The following is a 20,148-nucleotide window of genomic DNA, read 5'->3' on the forward strand; positions in this document are numbered from 1 at the left end:
TATCCGGGGCATATGATCGTCCCAGCAGAACGGACTCCAGCCATGTTCCCCAGTACCACCAACCGCACCGGCGCGCTGGTTACGGCCTTCGTGGTACTGACCGGCGCCGTGACGCTTCCCGCGGCGGCGGCCGACCCCAATCCCGACGACCAGTTTGTGGCGCTGCTCGACCAGAAGGGCATCCCTGCTCTCGAGAACGTGCCGAGCCTCATCGCCACGGCCCATCGGATTTGCCGCCAACTCGATGGCGGAATGCCGGCCAGCGGCGTGGTCGATGACATGAAGCAACGGGCGTTCAATGCCAACTCGGCCGGCGGCCCATACCCTCCCGACCGCGTCATGCGCACCGTCGCCCGATTCATCTCCGCCTCGGTCGAGGCCTATTGTCCGAACAACCAACCGAAGATTGCTTCCCTGCAGTCCATGGCGAATCCCTTGCCCGGCGCGAGCGAACCGCCGCAGCGGAGCGATGCGGCCACGCACACCGCCGCATTCCACCCGATCGGCCCGGTGTCGGGACCGTTCCCGTCGGGAGAAACCGGCCAGCCGGACCCGCCCCAGCTTCCGCCACCGCCGCCGCCGACGGCCCAGATCATGACGCCACCCCGGCCCGCCACGACCCCGTCTCCACCGCAGCAACCGCTGCCGGCCCAGCAGGCGCCACCGGGACCGCAACAGGAGCCCAGTGCCCCCCAGCCGGGGATCCCTCCCGGCGGTGGTGGCGCCGGTCCGGAGCCGCCCCCCATGCCGCCCGGCAGGGTGCGGCTCGCGCCGTAAAGTCGGGAGCGGACGGGTCGCCTAACCGGCGGGCGCGCCGTGCCGGCCGGCACCCGCGGCGAACCGCCCCGCACCCTCGTTGGCCTCGGCGGCGACGCGGGAGATGCTGGCGAATTCGAAGTCGATCGCCTCGGATTCCGTTGCGCCCCACTGGTGTAGCGCCGAGAGCCGGTCCGATCGCAGGCACTGCTGCGGCAGCGCGGCCAGCTGCGCGGCCAGCTCCTCGGCCGCCTGCCGCGCCTGGCCGGTGGGCACCACGCGGTTGGCCAACCCCATCGCGAGCGCTTCGTCGGCCTTGACACCGCGGCCGGTGAGGATCATGTCCATCGCGCGGCTGTGCCCGATCAACCGCGGCAACCGCACGGTGCCGCCGTCGATCAGCGGCACCCCCCACCGCCGGCAGAACACCCCGAACACCGCATCCTCCTCGGCCACCCGCAGGTCGCACCAGATGGCCAGCTCCAGGCCCCCGGCGACGGCGTAGCCGCTCACCGCGGCGATCACGGGTTTGGACAACACCATCCGGGTCGGCCCCATCGGGCCCGGGCCCCTCCGGTGCACGGAGTTGGCCTCGGGGGTGCTGAAGGCCTTCAAATCGGCTCCGGCACAGAAGGTTCCACCGTCGCCCCACAACACCGCGACCGACGCGGTGTCGTCGCGGTCGAATTCGTCGAACGCCGCGTACAGCGCGGCCGCGGTGGGACCATTGACCGCGTTGCGCGCCGCCGGCCGGTTCAAGATGACCGTCGTCACCGGGCCGTTGCGCTCGATACGTACGGGATCGCTCATTGTGCCTCCGCAAATAGTGGTTCGCGCCGCTCGAGCAGCTCGGTGGCGAAGTCGTGGTACGCCGCACGCAGCCGGGCCCCGGGCCAGTCAACGGGCAGCAGTTCGTCGGGCAGGACCGGGTCGGTGAGCAGGTGTCGCACCGTGGCCGCCGCCACCACGAAACGGCCCGGAATGTCCGGCGCGGCGGCCATCTCGTCGAGCAACTCCTGACCGGCCCGCGCCCAGGCGGGCAGGTCCCACAGCTGGGCGGCCAGCCCGGTCGGGTCGTCGTCGCGGGCCCGCAGGACCCGGACCCGCGCGTCGATCTCGGGGTCCAGGTCGAGCTCCAGGTTGTCGGGGCGCATCCACACGCCTTCGCGGAGTTCACCGAACCGCTTGTCGTGCAATGCGGTTCGCAGCGCCGCGCGGGTACGCGCGTCGTTGCCCACGCTGGTCACGATGAGCGTGACCCACTCCCCGCGCCAGGGTCGGACCCGGGGGTCGATGGCGTCGTCCTGCCGCCGCTGGCGGGCCAGCAGGCGGTCCGAGAGCCGGTAGCCGTCGGCGGAGCGGATCAGGTCGCCGGCCCCGGCCATGCGCGTCAGCGCCACCCGCAGCGCGGTCTCCTTGATGCCGAAGTCGGAAGTGAGCCTGACCAATTCACTCGCGCTGGCGCACGCCGGGTGCGCCCCCAGCAGCACGCTGAGCACCACCGACCGGGCCGTCATGGTGGGCATGGCTATACCTGTGACGCCCGGCGGCCATAGTCACCGAAGGGCTCGTCGCGATGCCGGACCGCGTCGCGGAAGCCGTGCTCGGTGGCGTCGGCGACGAAGGCGTGGCCTTCCGGCGTGTGCCGGGCGACCCCGTCGAACACGGTGCTGACCATCCTGCTGGTGGCCACGCCCTGTTGCAGCAGAGCCGAATTGAGCGCGAGCTTGACCATGATCAGCTGGTTGACGGGCACCGCGGCGATCCGTTCCACCAGCCGCTCGGTGCGCTCGTCGAGGTCGGCCGGGTCCGGCGCCTCGACCGCCAGACCCCATTCGGCGGCCTGGGCGCCGGTGATGCAGTCGCCGGTGAACAGCAGGCGCTTGGCGCGCTGGTCGCCGAGCCGGTGCGCCCACAACCCGGCCGCGGGGACGCCCCATACCCGCGTGGGCGGGTAGCCGATCTTGGCGTCGGCGGCGGCGATCACCTGGTCGGCGTGCAGCGCGATGTCGGTGCCGCCGGCCACGCAGTAGCCGTGGATCTTGACCACCGTCGGTTTGTCGGCGTGCATCAGGCTGGAGAAACCGCGTACGAACCGGCTCATCATCTGGTAGTCGATCATCGGATCCCAGGGCTGATTCGGTAAGTGGTTGACAGCCTGGGCTTTTCCGTCCAGGACGGTGCCCCGATAGGCACCCGTACCGCCGGCCGAACCGGTGCGGTCGGCGTAGGCGGACAGGTCGAAGCCCGCACAGAACCCCTCGCCGCGGCCCGAGACCAGGATCACGTGCACATCGGGGTCCAGGTCGGCGCGCTCCACAAGCGCCGAGAGCTCCAGCGGGGTGTCCGCGACGATCGCGTTGCCCTTCTCCGGTCGGTTGAAGGTGATCCGGGCAACCCGATCGGTAACCTCATAGGTCATCGTCTTCAGGTTGTCGAAGTCGACCGGCCTGATCGCGTGGGTCATATTGCGGCTCAGCCCTTGACCAGCGCCCGCTCGAGGATCGGGGCCAGATCCAGGCCGACGGGCATGGTCCCGTAGGCGCCGCCCCACTGCCCGTCGAGCCGGGTGGTCAAGAAGGCCTCGGCGACGGCAGGGTGGCCGTGGCGCACCAAGAGCGATCCCTGCAGCGCCAAACAGATGTCCTCGGCGACCTTGCGGGCCCGCAGCGCGATGGTGTCCAGGTCGGTCAGGTCGCGGCGCAGGCGTTCGACGTGCGCGCCCAGTCGCGGGTCGGCGCCCGCGCTTTCGGCCAGCTCGTCGAACAGCACCTCGACGCATTCGGGCCGAGTTGCCATGGCGCGCAACGTGTCCAGCGCGCTGACGTTGCCCGAGCCCTCCCAGATGCCCATCAGCGGCGCCTCACGAAACAGCCGCGGCATGCCCGAGTCCTCGACGTAGCCGTTGCCGCCCAGGCATTCCAGCGCCTCGGCGGCGTGCGGGGTGGCCCGCTTGCACACCCAGTACTTGCTGGCGGCCAAACCGATGCGGCGCAACAGGGCCTCCCGGTCATCGCCGCGCAGCGCCCTGTCGGTGGCGCCGGCCATCCGCATCGCGACGATGGTGGCGGCCTCGGCCTCGACGGCCAGGTCGGCCAGCACGTTGCGCATCAGCGGCTGGTCGATCAGGTAGGCGCCGAACGCCTTTCGGTGCTGGGCGTGGTGGATGGCCCGGGTCAGTCCGGTGCGCATGCTGGTGGCGCTGCCCAGGGTGCAGTCCAGCCGGGTGAGGTTGACCATCTCGATGATGGTGGGCACGCCGCGGCCCTCCTCGCCCACCAGCCACGCGACGGCGCCGTCGTATTCGACTTCACTGGACGCGTTGGCGTGGTTGCCGAGCTTGTCCTTGAGCCGCTGCAGGAACATCCGGTTGCGGGTGCCGTCGGGCAGTATCCGCGGCAGCAGGAAGCAGGACAGTCCACCCGGCGCTTGGGCGAGGACCAGGAAGATGTCGCACATCGGCGCCGAGGTGAACCACTTGTGTCCGGTCAGGCGGTAGCTGCCGTCCCCGTTCGGGGTCGCCTGCGTGGTGCCGGCGCGCACGTCGGACCCGCCCTGCTTCTCGGTCATCGACATGCCGGCGGTGATACCGCGCTTGGTGGTGGCGAGCTTGAGTTCGGGATCGTATTCGCGGCTGGTGAGCAGGGGCTCGTAGACCGCCGCCAGTTCGGGCTGGTAGCGCAGCGCGGGGACGACGGCGTAGGTCATCGAGATCGGGCAGGTGTGGCCGGGCTCGACGTTCCAGACCGACATCTTCGCGGCGCGCACCACATGCGCGCCCGGGCGGTCGTCCGCCCACGGGGCGGCGTGAATGCCGCTGGCGATCGCCGTGCGCATCAACTCGTGGTAGGCCGGGTCGTACTCGACCTCGTCGATGCGGTGACCGTACTTGTCGTGCGTGTGCAGGATCGGCCGGTTACGGTCGGCGAGTTCACCCCACCGCAGGGCCTCGCGGCCGCCCGCGATCGCGCCGACCTCGTTCACCTCTTCCACGCCCCACTGCCCGCCCTCGCGGATCAGGGCCTCCACGAGCACCGCGGATGTCGCGGGGTTGTGGTTTTCCAGCGGGGGGACCTGGTTGGTGACGACATGCGTATCCGACATGCCCCTCATGTTACATTTTTCCGACAGTCGCACAAGACGTGTAATGCTGGTGTGTCAGCGGGCGTGCGCTCGGAAGAACGCCCACAGCGCCTGGCTGGCGAACGGCGGCCATTCGTGGCCGCCCTGGTCGATCGTGATCAGCGTGACGCCACGGTTGCCGGCGCATTCCGCCGTCGACGTGGTGACCGGACCGTCGGTCGTGCTGGCCGGGTTCGCACACCGGTCCACGTTGCGCCAGAACGCATTCACGCTGGGAACCGGCGGGCCGTTGATGACGCTGAAACCCTGCCCGCCACCGTAGGGCACCAACCGATCCGCCGTGCCATGGATGTGCATGACCGATATCGGGCGCGGGTCCGGGCACCCGTTCAGTTGCGTGCCGGCCACCGGGCCGATGGCGGCGAAGATGTCGGTGGTGCACGCCAGCGTGTAGGACATGATGCCGCCGTTGCTCATTCCGGTGACGTAGACCCTGGCGGGATCCGTGCGGACGTTCTTGGCGACGTCGGCCACCGCCGCGGCGATGAAGGCGACGTCGTCGACGTTTTCCCGTCCGGGCCGGCCGCAGCACGATTCCCCGTCGACGTTCCAGGCCCGGTCGAGCCCGTCGGGGTAGGCGACGACGAACCTGCCCGCATCGGCCAGTTCGTCCCAGCCGTAATCCCTTTCGACCTGCCTCGCGCTACCGGAATAGCCGTGCAGCACGACGACAAGCGGCACCGAATCCGGTGTTGCCACCGGCTTGTAGAGCCGATAGCTGCGATCGTGTCCGCCGACCTCGAGGTGGTGCAAACTGGTGCCGGTCACGAAGCCCGACGGCAGTGTCGGCGCACAGCCCGCGACGAGCAAGACGACCCCGAGGAGGGTGGCGAGCCGACCGAGCACGGCCGTGACTCAGCCGCTTGTCTTTTCCCGCAGGAACGCGATGTCGTCCTTGCGGCCCTCGTCGGCGGTCTCGCAGATGACCGGCGCGTCGGCCGCCTTGACGACCGCGGCCAGCAGCTCGGGGTCGATCTGGCCGGTGCCGAAGTTCGCGTGCCGGTCGGCACCCGAGCCCGCCGCGTCCCTCGAGTCGTTGCAGTGCACCAGGTCGATGCGCCCGGTCAGCGCCTTGATCCGGTCCACCGCGTCGATCAATTGCTCACCCGCCGCCCACGCATGGCAGGTGTCCAGGCAGAACCCGATTCCCTTGTCGCCGATGTGATCCCAGAGCCTGCCGATGGTGTCGAAGTAGCGAGCCATCGCGTGGTCGCCGCCCGCGGTGTTCTCCAGGTACACCGGCACGTCGGTTTCCAGGTAGTCCAGCGCTTTGACCCACCGCTCGAAGCCGGCCTCCATGTCGTCGTCGTCGGCGTGGCCGCCGTGCACGATCACCGCCGTCGCGTCGATCTCCGCCGCGGCGTCGCAGGTGTCCTGCAGGATCTTGCGCGACGGGATCCGGATGCGGTTGTTCGCCGACGCCACGTTGATGAGGTAGGGCGCGTGGACATAGAGCGGCACGCTCGACGCCTTGAGCGCCTCGGCGTCTTCGCGGGGTTTCGGCTTCTTCCAGCTCTGCGGGTTGCCGAGGAAGAACTGCACGACGTCGGCGCCGTCCGCCTCCGCGGCAGCCAGCGGGTCGTCATTGCTGACGTGTGAACCGATGAGCACGCGGCCAGTGTAGTTGGAGTGCGGCCGTCATCGCCGCCAGAACAAGTGATGGGTGACCCCGCTGGCGCTGGGTACGACCTCGTGGTGGAACCGGTCCTCGAGCTCTTCCGGGGACTCCCAGAGGCGCGATCCAGCCCCGATCTCCACCTCCGCGACCGCGACGTGGAGAGCGTCGACGAGGCCAGCGTCGAGAAATTGGCGCACGGTGCTCGCGCCACCGCCGAGCCGGACGTCCTTGCCGAAGGCGGCCGCCTTCGCCTGATCCAGGACGCCCGCCGGATCGCCGGAGACGAAGTGGAACGTGGTGTCCGACAGTGTCAACGGCGCGCGGGCATGGTGCGTCATGACGAACACCGGGGTATGGAACGGTGGCTCGTCACCCCACCACCCCTGCCAATCCGGGTGGTTCTGCCAAGGGCCGCGGTATGGGCTGAACTTGTTGCGGCCCATGATCTCCGCGCCGATGTTGTTGGTGAAGTCGCGGGTGAAGTAGTCGTCGAGGCCCCGGCTTCCGCCGGGCTCGCTGCGGCCTACCCAACTCGCGGTCGCGCCGACCCAGGCGAACATGGCGCCTTGGTCGGCGTCGCCGAATGGGCGTTCGAAGCACTGGTTGAGCCCGGCGCCGAACCCATCGCGCGACAACATGAAATTCTGGACTCTGAGCAGTTGGGCCACGCGGTCCTCCTGAGATCTTCGATGGTCAACAGGTAGACCCGGGCTGCTGGCCGAACTCATCGCCGTTGGCCGCTTGCACTGACGAGCGAACAAGAAAAGAGCCCCCGCACTGGGCGGGGGCTCTTTTCTTGTCGAACTAGCGTGCGGACTACCGCCGATTGTCCGACTCCTCAGCGGCGAGTTACCTCGCCGCATCGTCGTCGAACTAGGTCCAATTGTCCGACTCCTCAGCGGCGAGTTACCTCGCCGCATCGTCGTCGAACTAGCGGTAGTCGGAGTAGCCGTAGTCGTCCAGCGGAACCGCGGCGCCGGTCGCCTGACCGAAGTCCGGGCTGTAGTACTGATCCTCGTAGGACGGGATCGTGTACGCGGCGGCCCGGGCCTCCTCGGTCGGCTGCACCTGGATGTTGCGGTACCGGTTGATGCCGGTACCAGCCGGGATCAGCTTTCCGATGATCACGTTCTCCTTCAGACCGTTGAGCTTGTCGCTGCGGCAGTTGATCGCCGCATCGGTCAGGACTCGCGTGGTCTCCTGGAACGACGCCGCCGAGAGCCACGAATCGGTGGCCAGCGACGCCTTCGTGATACCCATCAGCACCGGACGGCCGGCGGCGGGCTCGCCGCCCTCGGCCACCACCCGACGGTTCTCCGCCTCGAACTCCGCACGGTCGATCAGCGAACCGGGCAGGAACTCCGTCGCGCCCGAGTCGATGATGGTGACGCGGCGCAGCATCTGGCGGACGATCACCTCGATGTGCTTGTCGTGGATCGACACACCCTGGGCGCGGTAGACCTCCTGGACCTCGCGGACCAGGTGGATCTGCACCTCGCGGGGGCCCTGCACGCGCAGCACCTCGTGCGGGTCGGCCGAGCCCTCCATCAGCTGCTGGCCCACCTCGACGTGGTCGCCGTCGGACAGCACCCGCTCGGAACCGTCCTCGTGCTTGAACACCCGCAGACGCTGCCGCTTGGAGAGCTTGTCGTACACGACCTCCTCGCTCCCGTCGTCGGGAATGATGGTGATCTTGTAGAAGCGCTCGCCCTCCTCCAGCTGCACCCGCCCGGTGAGGTCGGCGATCGGGGCCTTGCCGCGCGGGACACGGGCCTCGAACAGCTCCTGCACGCGGGGCAGACCGCCGGTGATGTCCTCACCGACACCACCCTGGTGGAAGGTACGCATGGTCAGCTGCGTGCCGGGCTCACCGATGGACTGGGCCGCGACGATACCGACGGCCTCGCCGATGTCGACCAGCTTTCCGGTGGCCATGGACCGCCCGTAGCAGGTGGCGCACACGCCGGTGCCCGTCGTGCAGGTCAGCACCGAGCGCACCTTGACCTGGGTGATGCCCGCGGCCAGCAGCGCGTCGATCTCCGGGTCACCGAGGTCCTCGCCGCGTGCGACGACGACGTTCCCGGCCTCGTCGACCGCGTCGGCGCCCAAAGTCCGCGCGTACGCCGAGGTTTCGATGTACGGGTCGCGGATCAGGGTGCCGTCGGGCTGACGCTCGGCCAGCTCGACGAGGATGCCACGCTCGGTCTCGCAGTCGTGCTCGCGGACGATGACGTCCTGGCTCACGTCCACCAGACGTCGGGTCAGGTAACCCGAGTCGGCGGTACGCAACGCGGTGTCCGCCAAGCCCTTCCGGGCGCCGTGGGTGTTGATGAAGTACTCCAGCACGGTCAGGCCCTCGCGGAACGACGACTTGACCGGGCGCGGGATGAACTCACCCTTCGGGTTGGTCACCAGGCCCTTCATGCCGGCCAGCGTTCGGGTCTGGGTGAAGTTACCCGTGGCACCCGAGTCGACGATCGTGATGATCGGGTTGTCGGCCGGGTAGTGCTCGCGGAGCGCCTGACCGACCTCGTCGGTGGCCTCCTTCCAGATCTCCACCAGTGCCTCGTTGCGCTCGTCGTGGTTCAAAGCGCCGCGCTGGAACTGCTTTTCGACCTTTTCCGCCCGCTCCTCGTAGTGGTCGAGGATCTCCTTCTTGCGCGGGGGGACCAGCACGTCGGCCATCGACACGGTGACACCGCTGCGGGTGGCCCAGTAGAAGCCGGCGTCCTTGAGCTTGTCGACGGTCTGCGCGACCACGATCATCGGGTAGCGCTCGGCCAGGTCGTTGATGATGGCGGCCTGCACCTTCTTGTGCATCTGCTTGTTCACGAACGGGTAGCCGTGCGGCAGCAACTCGTTGAACAGCACCCGGCCCAGGGTGGTGTCGGCCATCCAGGCATCGCCGGGCTGCCAGCCGTTGGCACCGAACAGCTCGGCCTCGATCTCGGCGGGCGGACGCAGCTGCGTCAGCCGCACCTTGATCTTGGCCCGCACCGACAGCACGCCGCGGTCGGCGGCCATGATCGCCTCGGCCGGCGAGGAGTACACGCCGACCTCCGGGGTGTCCTTCGCGGCGGGCGCGTACTCGCCCTTGTCGCCGGCGACCTCGGTGGTCAGGAAGTACAGCCCCGTCACCATGTCCAATCGCGGCATGGCCAGCGGACGCCCGGACGCGGGCGACAGGATGTTGTTGGAAGACAACATCAGGATGCGGGCCTCGGCCTGCGCCTCCGCGGAGAGCGGCAGGTGCACGGCCATCTGGTCACCGTCGAAGTCGGCGTTGAACGCCTCACACACCAGCGGGTGCAGCTGAATCGCCTTGCCCTCCACCAGCATCGGCTCGAAGGCCTGGATGCCCAGCCGGTGCAGGGTGGGTGCGCGGTTCAGCAGCACCGGGTGCTCGGCGATGACCTCTTCGAGGACGTCCCACACCTGGGCGCGCTGCCGCTCCACCATGCGCTTGGCGCTCTTGATGTTCTGCGCGTGGTTGAGGTCGACGAGCCGCTTCATCACGAAGGGCTTGAACAGCTCGAGCGCCATCAGCTTGGGCAGGCCGCACTGGTGCAGCTTGAGCTGCGGGCCGACCACGATGACCGAACGGCCCGAGTAGTCGACGCGCTTACCGAGCAGGTTCTGGCGGAACCGGCCCTGCTTGCCCTTGAGCAGATCCGACAGCGACTTCAGCGGACGGTTACCCGGCCCGGTGACCGGGCGGCCGCGGCGGCCGTTGTCGAACAGCGCGTCCACGGACTCCTGCAGCATCCGCTTCTCGTTGTTGACGATGATCTCGGGCGCACCGAGGTCGATCAGCCTCTTGAGGCGGTTGTTGCGGTTGATCACCCGGCGGTACAGGTCGTTCAGGTCGGAAGTGGCGAACCGGCCACCGTCGAGCTGCACCATCGGACGCAGTTCCGGCGGGATCACCGGGACGGCGTCGAGCACCATGCCCATCGGCGAGTTGCCCGACTGCTGGAAGGCGGCGACCACTTTCAACCGCTTCAGCGCGCGAAGCTTCTTCTGCCCCTTGCCGTTTCGGATGACGTCACGCAGCGAGTCGGCCTCGGCGTCGATGTCGAAGTTCTCGATGAGCTTCTGGATCGACTCGGCGCCCATGGCGCCGGTGAAGTACTCGCCGTAGCGGTCGACGAGCTCGCGGTAGAGGTTCTCGTCGACGATCAGCTGCTTGGGGGCCAGCTTGGTGAAGGTGCTCCAGATGTCCTCCAGCCGGTCCAGCTCACGCTGGGCCCGGTCGCGGAGCTGGCGCATCTCCCGCTCGCCACCGTCGCGGACCTTGCGGCGGGCGTCGGCCTTGGCGCCCTCGGCCTCCAGCTCGGCCAGGTCGGCCTCCAGCTTCTGCGCGCGGGCCTCCAGATCGGCGTCGCGCTGGTCCTCGACGGCCTTGCGCTCCACCATCATCTCGGCCTCGAGCGTGGACAGCTCGTTGTGCCGCATCTCGTCGTCGACCGACGTGATGACGTACGCCGCGAAGTAGATGATCTTCTCGAGATCCTTCGGGGCGAGGTCGAGCAGGTAACCGAGCCGGCTCGGCACACCCTTGAAGTACCAGATGTGCGTGACGGGCGCGGCGAGCTCGATGTGGCCCATCCGCTCCCGGCGCACCTTGGCGCGGGTCACCTCGACGCCGCAGCGCTCACAGATGATGCCCTTGAAGCGGACGCGCTTGTACTTGCCGCAGTAGCACTCCCAGTCGCGAGTGGGTCCGAAGATCTTCTCGCAGAACAGGCCGTCCTTCTCCGGCTTCAGCGTGCGGTAGTTGATCGTCTCCGGCTTCTTGACCTCGCCGTAAGACCATTGCCTGATGTCCTCCGCGGTGGCCAGGCCGATACGGAGTTCATCGAAGAAGTTGACGTCGAGCACGTAACTTCCTTTCCCCTTGCGGGTTTAGTAACTAACTGAATTAAGCGAGATCCTCGACGGAGGCGGATTCGTTGCGGGACAGGTTGATTCCCAGGTTGGCCGCGGCCCGCTCCAGGTCCTCGTCCTCGCCCTCGCGCAGCTCGATCGCTGCGCCGTCCGAGGAGAGCACCTCGACGTTCAGGCACAGCGACTGCAGCTCCTTGAGCAGCACCTTGAACGACTCGGGGATGCCCGGCTCCGGGATGTTCTCGCCCTTGACGATCGCCTCGTACACCTTGACCCGGCCGACCGTGTCGTCGGACTTGATGGTCAACAGCTCCTGCAGCGTGTACGCGGCGCCGTAGGCCTGCATGGCCCAGCACTCCATCTCACCGAACCGCTGGCCACCGAACTGCGCCTTACCACCCAGCGGCTGCTGGGTGATCATCGAGTACGGGCCGGTGGAGCGGGCGTGGATCTTGTCGTCCACCAGGTGGTGCAGCTTCATGATGTACATGTAGCCGACCGTCACCGGGTACGGGAACGGTTCACCGCTGCGGCCGTCGAAGAGCACCGCCTTGCCGTCGCCGTCGACCATGACCTCGCCGTCGCGGTTGGGCAGCGTGCACGACAGCATGCCCTGCAGCTCCTCCTCCTTGGCGCCGTCGAACACCGGCGTCGACACGATCTGGTTCGGCTGCGCGTGCAGCAGATCCGCGGGCAGGTTGGCCGCCCACTCGGGTGAGCCGTCGATGTTCCAGCCGGACTTGGCGACCCAACCGAGGTGCGTCTCCAGGATCTGGCCGATGTTCATCCGTCGGGGTACACCGTGGGTGTTCAGGATGATGTCCACCGGGGTCCCGTCCGGCAGGAACGGCATGTCCTCGGCCGGCAGGATCTTGCCGATCACACCCTTGTTCCCGTGCCGGCCGGCGAGCTTGTCGCCGTCGGAGATCTTCCGCTTCTGGGCCACGTACACGCGGACCAGCTCGTTGACACCGGCCGGCAGCTCGTCGTCGTCCTCACGGGAGAACACCCGGATGCCGATGACCTTGCCGGACTCGCCGTGCGGCACCTTCAGTGAGGTGTCGCGGACCTCGCGGGCCTTCTCACCGAAGATCGCCCGCAGCAGCCGCTCCTCCGGGGTCAGCTCGGTCTCACCCTTCGGGGTGACCTTGCCGACCAGGATGTCGCCGTCGCGGACCTCGGCGCCGATGCGGACGATGCCGCGCTCGTCGAGGTCGGCGAGCACCTCGTCGGAGACGTTCGGGATGTCCCGCGTGATCTCCTCGGCACCCAGCTTGGTGTCGCGGGCGTCGATCTCGTGCTCCTCGATGTGGATCGAGGTGAGCACGTCCTCCTCAACCAGGCGGTTGGAGAGGATGATCGCGTCCTCGTAGTTGTGGCCCTCCCACGGCATGATCGCCACGAGCAGGTTCTTGCCCAGGGCCATCTCACCGTTTTCGGTGCACGGACCGTCGGCGATCACCTGGCCGGCCTCGACCCGGTCACCGGCGTCCACGATCGGCGACTGGTTCGCGCAGGTGCCGTGGTTGGAGCGCTCGAACTTGCGCATCCGGTAGGTGTGCCGGGTGCCGTCGTCGGCCATCACGGTGATGTAGTCGGCGGACACCTCCTCGATCACCCCGGCCTTGTCGGCGACCACCACGTCGCCGGCGTCGATCGCCGCGCGGAGCTCCATCCCGGTGCCCACCAACGGCGCCTCGCTGCGCACCAGCGGAACCGCCTGACGCTGCATGTTGGCGCCCATCAGGGCACGGTTGGCGTCGTCGTGCTCGAGGAACGGGATCATCGCGGTCGCCACCGACACCATCTGGCGCGGCGAGACGTCCATGTAGTCCACCTCCGACGACGGCACGTACTCGACCTCGCCCGCCTTGCGGCGGACCAGGACGCGCGGCTCGACGAACCGGCCGTTCCCGTCGATCGGCGAGTTGGCCTGCGCCACGACGTGGCGGTCCTCCTCGTCGGCGGTCAGGTAGTGGATCTCGTCGGTGACCACACCGTCGACCACCTGGCGGTAGGGCGTCTCGATGAACCCGAACGGGTTGACCCGCGCGTACACCGACAGCGAGCCGATCAGACCGATGTTGGGACCCTCGGGGGTCTCGATCGGGCACATCCGGCCGTAGTGCGACGGGTGCACGTCGCGGACCTCCAGGCCCGCGCGCTCACGGGACAGACCGCCGGGACCCAGCGCCGACAGGCGGCGCTTGTGGGTCAGACCCGACAGCGGGTTGTTCTGGTCCATGAACTGCGAGAGCTGGCTGGTGCCGAAGAACTCCTTGATCGCGGCGACCACCGGGCGGATGTTGATCAGCGTCTGCGGCGTGATGGCCTCGACGTCCTGGGTGGTCATCCGCTCGCGGACCACCCGCTCCATCCGGGACATGCCGACCCGGATCTGGTTCTGGATCAACTCGCCGACGGTGCGCAGGCGGCGATTGCCGAAGTGGTCGATGTCGTCGGTCTCCACCGGCACCTCGACGCCGCCGGGGACGGTCATGACAGCGGGCTGGCCATCCGTACGGGCGTGGTGCAGGCGCACCAGGTACTCGATGGTGGCGACGACGTCTTCCTCGGTCAAGGTCGACGACGTGATCGGCTCGCCTGCGTTGAGGCCCAGCTTCTTGTTGACCTTGTACCGGCCCACGCGGGCCAGGTCGTAGCGCTTCTCCTTGAAGAACAGGTTCTCCAGCAGCGTCTGCGCGGACTCCTTGGTCGGCGGTTCGCCCGGGCGCAGCTTGCGGTAGATGTCCAGCAGGGCCTCGTCGGTGCCGGCCGTGTTGTCCTTCTCCAGCGTCCCCATCATGATCTCGGAGAAGCCGAACCGCTCGTGGATCTGCTCGTTGGTCCAGCCGAGCGCCTTGAGCAGCACGGTGACCGGCTGGCGGCGCTTGCGGTCGATGCGCACGCCGACGGTGTCGCGCTTGTCGACGTCGAACTCCAGCCACGCGCCGCGGCTGGGGATCACCTTGACGCTGTGCAGCAGCTTCTCGGTCGACTTGTCGATGCTCTCGTCGAAGTACACGCCGGGCGAGCGCACCAGCTGGCTGACGACCACACGCTCGGTGCCGTTGATGATGAAGGTGCCCTTCTCCGTCATCATCGGGAAGTCACCCATGAACACCGTCTGGCTCTTGATCTCGCCGGTGTTGTTGTTGATGAACTCGGCCGTGACGAACAACGGGGCCGCGTACGTCATGTCCTTGTCTTTGCACTCCTCGACCGGCGCCTTGACCTCGTCGAAGCGGGGGTCGGAGAACGACAGCGACATCGAGCCCGAGAAGTCCTCGATCGGTGAGAGCTCGTACAGCACCTCTTCGAGGCCGCCGACCGGGGTGGGCTCGCCGCGCTCGGCGGCGGCCGCACGCCAACGCGGCGAGCCGATCAACCACTCGAACGAATCGATCTGCACATCGAGCAGGCCGGGAACCTCGAGCGGTTCGCGGAGCTTGGCGAACGACACTCGGTTGGGCGCTCCGGGCACGGAGCCGTTTAAGGAACTTCCATTAGAGGAACTTTGTGGGCGATCCGTTTTGCTCTGGCGAGAATCAGCCAAGATGCATCCTTCCAGCACCTCGTGCGACTCACGAAAACCGGGATCCGGTCTGTTCGCCGCGAATTGTGTCGGTTAGGCCGGCGAACGATCTGTCCGATTCTCACGCGCACAACTAAAGAACTAAGCCGCTAGAGGGGGCTCAGGCTTAGACCACAGTGTCAAGTGGCGGGTGAGGTGGGCAGGAGGTAGCCAGCGCAACGTCCAACAATAGCGTAGGACGGCGCATTCCTCAACTGCCCAGCACAGGCAATCCAGGGACATCGGCGCTGGCTGGCATCTCGACTTTCCACTGGATACATGCTGCCCAACAGACTGGCCCGTTTACGGCCCGTCGTCAAGAGGGCGGGCCGCCGAGTTACGCGAAGTTATCGCGAAACCTCGGGCCGGTCGTCTAGTCGCCGACCTCGTGCGCCCGGTACTTGTGGGTACCCTCCATGTCGTCGATGATCGCGGCCTGTGCCTTCTGCGGCAGGGTGTGCAGAATCTCGCGCACCCGCGCCTGGCGGCGGGCGACGGCCTTGCGCTCCGGCATCCCGGGCGACGCGACGATCTGCGGCGGCACCCCTTCGATCTCCTCCACGCCGCCGGCGTGCTGGCCGGCTTCGAGGGCGGCCTGCTCTTCGGCCATGGTCGACTCGTCCTTTTCCTCGGACATGCCGATCGGCCCGATGCGGCGGCCGTTGAGGAACTGCCGCACAACCGGCTCGTCACTGGTCAGCAGCACCTCGCGCGGGCCGAACATGACCAGCTTGCGCCGGAAGAGCATGCCCATGTTGTCCGGCACGGTGCGGGCGATGTTGATGTTGTGCGTGACGATCAGGACGGTGGCGTCGATTTGGGCGTTGATGTCGAGGATGAGCTGGCTCAGGTAGGCGGTACGAACCGGGTCCAGACCCGAGTCGGGCTCGTCGCAGAGGATGATCTGCGGGTCCATCACCAGGGCGCGGGCCAGGCTGGCGCGCTTGCGCATACCGCCGGAGATCTCGCCGGGGAACTTCTTCTCGTCGCCCCCCAGGCCGACCATCGTCAGCTTCTCCATGACGATGTCACGGATCTCGCCTTCCTTCTTCTTGGTGTGCTCGCGCAGGGGGAAGGCGGCGTTGTCGAACAGGTTCATCGAACCGAACAGCGCGCCGTCCTGGAACATCACGCCGAACAGCGTGCGGATCTCGTAGAGCTCCTTGGCCGAGCACTGCAGGATGTCGGTGCCGTCGATGACGACCGAGCCGCGCTCCGGCCGCAGCAGGCCGATCAGGGACTTCAGGAACACCGATTTGCCGGTACCCGACGGCCCCAGCAGGACGCTGACCTCCCCGGCGGGGATCTCCAGCGTCACGTCTTCCCAAATCCTGGAGGATCCGAAGGACTTCGTGAGGCCGTTCACCTCAATAGCGACACCCATGGGAGATCCTTCCGTCGACGCTCAAGCCCGCCACCTGCCCTTTTATGTGGCATGAGTCACTGTAGCGCACGCTTGCTACGCGGCATCAGGGTTGCGCGGCACAGCCGGCAAAAATTGGCTGACCTGAGATCCCGCCGCCGCCGGCGGCGGGTGTCCTATTCAACGCGCGTTAGCCAGCGGGCGCCCAGTTCCCATGGAAGCCCATCGGCACCCGCTGCGGCAGGTGCACGGTAGCCACCGACTCGAGCGTCGCGGCGTCCAGCAACACCAGCTGGCCTTCGTCGCGGCCGCGGTGATACCCGTAGCCCATCAGGATGCCGTCGTCCTCGGCGCGTCCTTTCTGGGAGCGGGGGTTGGGCACGAAAGACATCTCGCCGAGCAAAAGGTCGGGGTCCAGCGGCGCGACCGCGCTGGATCCGGTGGCGTAGTCGTGCTTGTACAGCGCGGTCGACATCTCGGATGCCCCGCCGGAAAGATACCCACCGTCCACGCCGACGGCGTAGCCGAACCGGTGCCGCCCACCCAGCAGGGCCTCGTTGATGCGGGGAAACTCCTGCGGCCGATCGTCGCGGCGCTCGCTGCTCACCGCACCGGTCGCCAGGTTGACGGTCCAGCGGTCCAGCGTTGGCCGGCTGTCGCCGGGACCGCGCAGGTCCCGATCGAACATCCGCGAATAGCGCACCACGTCGAGCACCAAAACCTCGGTCCCGCCACGCATCTCGGAATAGGCGTTGAGCGGGTGGTAGACGTAACAGGGTTCGATATCGAACCAGCGGATGGCATCTTTGCCCGCGTTGCTCCCGCAGCCCTCGCGCGGCATGACCCCGATGCGCGCCGGGTAGTTCGCATCCCAGCGGTAGGGCATCCGGTTGATCGGCTGCCGATTGCGGTTCATCATCGTTGCGAGCGGGCTGGGGATCCGGACGCGGCCAAGCACCGATTGCGCCACCAGCCGCGCCGGCGCACTGAGCGGGCGGGGCACCTTAACCGGAGCGATCTGGATCGGGTCAAACGTCACCGGCAGGTCGTAGATCACCACGTATTTGTCGGTCAGGGAGAAGTCGTGCATCATCGGCGACCCGCTCACCTCGATGTCGACGGTGCGCCGCGCTCGTCCGTGGGTGTCGATCACGGAGTACTGCACCGTCCGCCCGCGGGTGAACGCATAAGACACCGCGTGCAATTCACCGGTGCGGGGATCGGCGTGCGGATGGGCGGTGTAGCCACCGAACAGAGTGCCGTCGAAGTCGCATGTCCCGAGGGTGTCCAGCTCGTCGGTAAGCCGGTAGTTCGCGCCGCCCCCCTCGACCAGTGCCAGCGTTTGTCCGGCGTGCATCAGCACATTGGTGTTGGGGCCAACCGACAGCATTCCGGCCCGCGGGTCCAGTCCGGTGGGTGCCGGCTCCCCCAGCACATCGCATACCCGCGCGGTGCGCACCCAGCGGTTGCGGTACCAGCAGGCCTTCCCGTCGCGCAGCGCCACCCCGTGCACCATTCCGTCGCCGGAGAACCAGTGATAGGTGGCGGGATCGACCTCCGCGACGGGGTTGGGGCCATTGCGCAGATAGCGCCCGTCGAGGTGCTGCGGGATGTGGCCGGTGACCTCCAGATCGGTCGCGGTCACCTCGGCGCCCACCGGCGCCAGGAAACCCTCGAGATACGGATTCCGGGACCGGGTGGTCTGCGCAGAGGTCATCGCTGAGCTCCTATAACATTGTTATTTCGCTGTTATTGGCAACCTACGCCCCCGATGAGAAGATGACAAGGATGACTTCGCAGACTCAGCGCAGCGTTCGTGACGAGATGGTGCACGCCGCCGTCGGCCTGCTCGACGAGCAGGGGCCCGACGCGCTGCAGACCCGAAGGGTGGCCGGCGCGGCCGGGACCTCGACGATGGCGGTGTACACCCATTTCGGCGGGATGCGGGGCCTGATCGCCGAGGTCGCCCAGGAGGGCCTGCGGCAGTTCGACGCCGCGCTGTCGGTACCCCGGACCGACGACCCGGTGGCCGATCTGTTCGCCACCGCCGCGGCCTATCGGCGATACGCCATCGAGCGCCCCCACATGTACCGACTGATGTTCGGCAGCACCAGCGCGCACGGCATCAACGCACCCGCGGGCAACATCTTGACCCTGACGGTCACCGAGATCGAGCAGCACATCCCCAGCTTCGCGCACGTGGTACGCGCGGTGCAGCGGTCCGTACAGGCGGGACGAATCACCGTGTGCTCGGGCGCAGACGACAGGACCCTGGTGGCCACGGCCGCCCAGTTCTGGGCGCTGGTGCACGGGTTCGTGATGCTGGAACTGGCCGGGCACTACGGCGACGACGGCGCTGCCGTCGCACAGGTGCTCGGCTCGATGGAATCGAAATTTCTTGTTGCTTTGGGGGATTCACCCGAGCGGGTTGCCCAGTCGCAGCGCTCGGCGGCGCGCGCGGGCTGAGCACACGAAGACCCCCGGAACCTGCCCTGGGCGGTTCCGGGGGTCTTCGCGAAATGAACTACTTGACGGTGACGGTGGCGCCGGCGGCCTCCAGCTTGGCCTTGGCCTCCTCGGCGGCCTCCTTGGCGACCTTCTCCAGCAGCGGCTTGGGCGCGCCGTCGACCAGGTCCTTGGCCTCCTTGAGGCCCAGGCCGGACACGATCTCGCGGACGACCTTGATGACGCCGATCTTCTTTTCGCCGGCGGCCTCGAGGATGACGTCGAACTCGGACTGCTCCTCGGCGGCCTCGGCGGGCGCGCCACCGGCGGCCGGGCCGGCCGCGGCGACGGCGACCGGAGCGGCCGCGGTGACCTCGAAGGTCTCCTCGAACTTCTTGACGAAGTCGGAGAGCTCCAAGAGGGTCATTTCCTTGAAGGCGTCGAGCAGGTCGTCGGTGGACATTTTCGCCATGGTGTGTGGGTCCTTCCTAATTTCGGCGGTTGGGGGTTATTCGGCTTCGGCCGGGGTTTCCGGGGCCTCGGTGGGTGTTTCCGAAGCTGGTTCTGGGGCGGCTTCCGCGGCGGGCTCCGCCGCGGCTGCCGGTTCCGCGGCGGCCGCGGGGCCTTCTGCGGCCTTCTTTTCCTGCAGGGCCGCGGCGAGGCGGGCGATCTGCGAGGCGGGGGCGTTGAACAGGCCGGCCGCCTTGGCGAGGTTGCCCTTCATCGCGCCGGCCAGCTTGGCCAGCAGCACCTCGCGCGACTCCAGGTCGGCGATGCGCTCAACCTCGGCGACCGTCAGCGCGCGGCCGTCCATGTAGCCGCCCTTGATGACCAGCGCCTTGTTGTCCTTGGCGAAGGTCTTGATGGCCTTGGCGGCGTCGACCGGCTCCCCGGTGACGAACGCGATGGCGGTGGGCCCGGCGAACAGCTCGTCGAGGCCTTCCACGCCCGCCTCGGACGCCGCCCGCTTGATCAGCGTGTTCTTGGCCACCGAGTAGGTGGCCGACCCGCTGAGCGACCGGCGCAGCTCGGCCAGGTTGGCCACGGTCAGACCGCGATACTCGGTGATCAGGGTCGCGGTCGCCTCCCTGAACTGCTCGGCGATGTCTGCAACGGCGGTGGCTTTGTCAGCCCTGGCCATGCGTACCTCCTGAAGTGAAAGCCATGCGACGTGTCGTCTGCGATCACCGAAGGAACGGCTGGAAACGAAGTACGCCCCGGCGCAGGATGCGGCCGGGGCGTGAAGAAGACGCCGGCGCGTGCCGGCGCTGCTGCCTCGTCCTCCTGCGTGGGCCGCCGGGATGCTCCCGGACCTTCAACCGATTTCTCGGTGACCGACGGTCTTCGGTGGATCGGCCACCA

At 67.8% G+C, this 20,148-nt stretch carries 15 protein-coding genes; 2 read left to right on the forward strand and 13 right to left on the reverse strand.

What is annotated here, in order from left to right; translation table 11 throughout:
- The first annotated feature begins 42 nt into the window (after nucleotides 1-42).
- Complete coding sequence (locus C1737_RS14865) at nucleotides 43-777, forward strand: DUF732 domain-containing protein (RefSeq protein WP_102418753.1); 735 nt, start codon at nucleotides 43-45, stop codon at nucleotides 775-777.
- Between the two features lie 21 nt (nucleotides 778-798).
- Here the strand turns inward: C1737_RS14865 and C1737_RS14870 are convergent, their stop codons facing one another.
- From C1737_RS14870 to C1737_RS14920, 11 genes are all read right to left on the reverse strand, one after another.
- A complete protein-coding gene (locus C1737_RS14870; RefSeq protein ID WP_067916636.1) occupies nucleotides 799-1,566 on the reverse strand; it encodes a crotonase/enoyl-CoA hydratase family protein in 768 nt (255 codons plus the stop codon).
- The gene (locus tag C1737_RS14875) at nucleotides 1,563-2,282 is read right to left on the reverse strand and encodes a PaaX family transcriptional regulator C-terminal domain-containing protein (RefSeq protein ID WP_102418754.1); all 720 of its coding nucleotides are present in this window, start codon (nucleotides 2,280-2,282) and stop codon (nucleotides 1,563-1,565) included. The genes C1737_RS14870 and C1737_RS14875 overlap by 4 nt, the downstream gene beginning before the upstream one ends.
- Nucleotides 2,283-2,284: 2 nt before the next feature.
- Nucleotides 2,285-3,223, reverse strand: a complete 939-nt coding sequence (locus C1737_RS14880; protein WP_067916641.1) for a crotonase/enoyl-CoA hydratase family protein — start codon at nucleotides 3,221-3,223, stop codon at nucleotides 2,285-2,287.
- A gap of 8 nt (nucleotides 3,224-3,231) precedes the next feature.
- Nucleotides 3,232-4,860: an acyl-CoA dehydrogenase family protein gene (locus C1737_RS14885; protein WP_102418755.1), complete on the reverse strand. Its 1,629-nt coding sequence runs from the start codon at nucleotides 4,858-4,860 to the stop codon at nucleotides 3,232-3,234.
- A 54-nt stretch (nucleotides 4,861-4,914) separates the two neighbouring features.
- Nucleotides 4,915-5,745 (reverse strand): PHB depolymerase family esterase, encoded by an 831-nt coding sequence (locus tag C1737_RS14890; protein ID WP_067916645.1) that lies wholly within the window; start codon nucleotides 5,743-5,745, stop codon nucleotides 4,915-4,917.
- 9 nt (nucleotides 5,746-5,754) lie between these two features.
- Nucleotides 5,755-6,510 (reverse strand): deoxyribonuclease IV, encoded by a 756-nt coding sequence (locus C1737_RS14895; RefSeq protein WP_067916647.1) that lies wholly within the window; start codon nucleotides 6,508-6,510, stop codon nucleotides 5,755-5,757.
- Between the two features lie 27 nt (nucleotides 6,511-6,537).
- A complete protein-coding gene (locus tag C1737_RS14900; RefSeq protein ID WP_067916649.1) occupies nucleotides 6,538-7,185 on the reverse strand; it encodes a dihydrofolate reductase family protein in 648 nt (215 codons plus the stop codon).
- A gap of 262 nt (nucleotides 7,186-7,447) precedes the next feature.
- The gene (locus tag C1737_RS14905) at nucleotides 7,448-11,398 is read right to left on the reverse strand and encodes a DNA-directed RNA polymerase subunit beta' (protein WP_102418756.1); all 3,951 of its coding nucleotides are present in this window, start codon (nucleotides 11,396-11,398) and stop codon (nucleotides 7,448-7,450) included.
- Between the two features lie 40 nt (nucleotides 11,399-11,438).
- A complete protein-coding gene (locus tag C1737_RS14910; protein WP_102418757.1) occupies nucleotides 11,439-14,960 on the reverse strand; it encodes a DNA-directed RNA polymerase subunit beta in 3,522 nt (1,173 codons plus the stop codon).
- Between the two features lie 391 nt (nucleotides 14,961-15,351).
- A complete protein-coding gene (locus C1737_RS14915; protein ID WP_007167801.1) occupies nucleotides 15,352-16,362 on the reverse strand; it encodes an ABC transporter ATP-binding protein in 1,011 nt (336 codons plus the stop codon).
- A 169-nt stretch (nucleotides 16,363-16,531) separates the two neighbouring features.
- The gene (locus C1737_RS14920) at nucleotides 16,532-18,058 is read right to left on the reverse strand and encodes a carotenoid oxygenase family protein (RefSeq protein WP_102418758.1); all 1,527 of its coding nucleotides are present in this window, start codon (nucleotides 18,056-18,058) and stop codon (nucleotides 16,532-16,534) included.
- Between the two features lie 71 nt (nucleotides 18,059-18,129).
- Between C1737_RS14920 and C1737_RS14925 the strand changes: the two genes are divergently transcribed.
- Nucleotides 18,130-18,807 carry a TetR/AcrR family transcriptional regulator gene (locus C1737_RS14925; RefSeq protein ID WP_102418759.1) on the forward strand — a complete coding sequence of 226 codons (678 nt, stop codon included), beginning with the start codon at nucleotides 18,130-18,132 and terminating at the stop codon, nucleotides 18,805-18,807.
- 58 nt (nucleotides 18,808-18,865) lie between these two features.
- Here the strand turns inward: C1737_RS14925 and rplL are convergent, their stop codons facing one another.
- A complete protein-coding gene (gene rplL, locus C1737_RS14930) occupies nucleotides 18,866-19,258 on the reverse strand; it encodes a 50S ribosomal protein L7/L12 (protein ID WP_067923592.1) in 393 nt (130 codons plus the stop codon).
- 36 nt (nucleotides 19,259-19,294) lie between these two features.
- A complete protein-coding gene (rplJ, locus tag C1737_RS14935; RefSeq protein ID WP_067923595.1) occupies nucleotides 19,295-19,927 on the reverse strand; it encodes a 50S ribosomal protein L10 in 633 nt (210 codons plus the stop codon).
- Between the last annotated feature and the right edge of the window lie 221 nt (nucleotides 19,928-20,148).

Origin of the sequence: Mycobacterium sp. 4858 (assembly GCF_900240975.1) — a bacterium.
GTDB lineage: Bacteria > Actinomycetota > Actinomycetes > Mycobacteriales > Mycobacteriaceae > Mycobacterium.

Coding starts and splice junctions, on each gene's coding strand:
- C1737_RS14865 (WP_102418753.1), top strand. CDS start 43: ATGTTCCCCAGTACCACCAACCGCACCGGCGCGCTGGTTACGGCCTTC.
- C1737_RS14870 (WP_067916636.1), bottom strand. CDS start 1,566: ATGAGCGATCCCGTACGTATCGAGCGCAACGGCCCGGTGACGACGGTC.
- C1737_RS14875 (WP_102418754.1), bottom strand. CDS start 2,282: ATGCCCACCATGACGGCCCGGTCGGTGGTGCTCAGCGTGCTGCTGGGG.
- C1737_RS14880 (WP_067916641.1), bottom strand. CDS start 3,223: ATGACCCACGCGATCAGGCCGGTCGACTTCGACAACCTGAAGACGATG.
- C1737_RS14885 (WP_102418755.1), bottom strand. CDS start 4,860: ATGTCGGATACGCATGTCGTCACCAACCAGGTCCCCCCGCTGGAAAAC.
- C1737_RS14915 (WP_007167801.1), bottom strand. CDS start 16,362: ATGGGTGTCGCTATTGAGGTGAACGGCCTCACGAAGTCCTTCGGATCC.
- C1737_RS14920 (WP_102418758.1), bottom strand. CDS start 18,058: ATGACCTCTGCGCAGACCACCCGGTCCCGGAATCCGTATCTCGAGGGT.
- C1737_RS14925 (WP_102418759.1), top strand. CDS start 18,130: ATGACTTCGCAGACTCAGCGCAGCGTTCGTGACGAGATGGTGCACGCC.
- rplL (WP_067923592.1), bottom strand. CDS start 19,258: ATGGCGAAAATGTCCACCGACGACCTGCTCGACGCCTTCAAGGAAATG.
- rplJ (WP_067923595.1), bottom strand. CDS start 19,927: ATGGCCAGGGCTGACAAAGCCACCGCCGTTGCAGACATCGCCGAGCAG.